Source organism: Paraburkholderia sp. EB58 (assembly GCF_050436665.1).
Classification (GTDB): Bacteria; Pseudomonadota; Gammaproteobacteria; order Burkholderiales; family Burkholderiaceae; genus Paraburkholderia.
Window position 1 is genome coordinate 1 of record NZ_JBNDMQ010000102.1, and the last position, 1,507, is coordinate 1,507.

A 1,507-nucleotide genomic window follows, 5' to 3' on the forward strand; every position below is an offset into this window, starting at 1 on the left:
CCATCCCTCCTGAGAAACAAATCCAGTTGCGTATTGTCATGCCGGGGTTGTTGCGGGTTCGAGGCGAAAGCCCAGTGCTGAGGCACGGCGGGTCAGTGCCGCAATGCTGCGCTGACGCTGCTGCTCCTCATAGCGCTGCTGACCCTGGTCAACAAAGGCTTCGCCACGCTTGAGCATGAAGTACACCATGCGCGCGAGCTTGTGTGCCACCGCTGTATTGGCCCGTGGCTTGTCCATGCGGGTACACAGGCGACGGTAAAACGCGCCCAGTGCCGAATCGTTACGCGCCAGACTCATGGCCGCCATCTTGAGGGCCTGGCGTACCCGGTTGGCCGAGCGCCGCGTTCGTGCGTTGAGCAGCTTGCCACCACTGATCTTCGTGCCCGGACACAGGCTGAGCCAGGAGCAGAAATGCTTCACGCTGGCAAATCGGCTCAGGTCCGGCCCCACCTCCGACAGGATCGTGAGGGCGGCCCCCTCGGAGATGCCGTTGATGCGCGTCAGGTCCACTCCGGCCCAGCTGGCCAGGGCCAGGCGGGCATTGAATCCCAACGGGTTCGGGCTGCCACGTTTGGTGGCACCCGTCAGTTCGATTTCATGCCGCTTCAGCGGGACCAGCAATGCTTCGATCTTCGCGTCGCATTCCAGTACCCGCTGCGCCAGACTGTCATACATCGCCAGCGACTGGACCAGCACAAACAGATGCTCTTCACGCCAGTTGCCCTGCAGGGCCCGCATGATGTCCTCTTCGCTGCGCCTGACCCGTGCGTTGCGCAAGGCGGCGAGCACCTGTGGGTCGCGCTCGCCTCGTGCGATCGCCCGGATGATCGCCTGCCCACTTGCGCCCATGATGTCGCTCAGGACCTCGGCAAGCTGGATGTTCATCTGCACCAGAGCCTTGTGCATACGCAGCACCCAGCTCGACTGCTCGGTGAGCAGTACCGCACGCTGGCGTACCACCGCCCGCACCACGCACACCTCATCACCCGGACGCCACGCCGCCCGCAGCAGCCCCAGGCTCATCAGCTTCTGCAGCCACTGGCAATCCTGCACGTCGCTCTTGCGTCCCGGCACGTACTTCATCTGCCGTGCGTCGACCAGCCAGACCGTCAGCCCACGCTGCTCCAGCACCTCGTAGACCGGGATCCAGTACACACCGGTCGATTCGAGCGCCACCGTATCCACCCTGCACGCGAGCAGCCAGTCGGCCATCGCGTTCAGGTCATCGGTCATCGCCCCGAATTCCCGCACCGGCTCGTCATCGGCGTGTCGCGGCACGGCCACCCAATGGCTCGATCCGCCCACATCGATCCCTGCTGCGTTCGGGAATACCTCGTCGTCCTCTCGCTTGCGCATCGGCATGGTCTGCTCCAGAATCGTCGGTGAACGGCAGCGTCATGGGAAGCGTCGAAATTGACTCGATCTCCTGAACGGGATGCGGCTTGCGCCGCTCACCACTGTCGCCGACGATTCCCGGACCACGCTCCACACCGGGCTCCCGCGCAGC

Annotated in this window: 1 protein-coding gene; it reads right to left on the reverse strand. The window is 64.3% G+C overall.

All coding sequences use genetic code 11. The features are described from left to right. Nucleotides 1–36: 36 nt before the first annotated feature. A complete protein-coding gene (locus tag P3T40_RS44895) occupies nt 37–1,362 on the reverse strand; it encodes an IS110 family transposase (protein ID WP_429274089.1) in 1,326 nt (441 codons plus the stop codon). Nucleotides 1,363–1,507 lie beyond the last annotated feature (145 nt).

Coding starts and splice junctions, on each gene's coding strand:
- P3T40_RS44895 (WP_429274089.1), bottom strand. CDS start 1,362: ATGCCGATGCGCAAGCGAGAGGACGACGAGGTATTCCCGAACGCAGCA.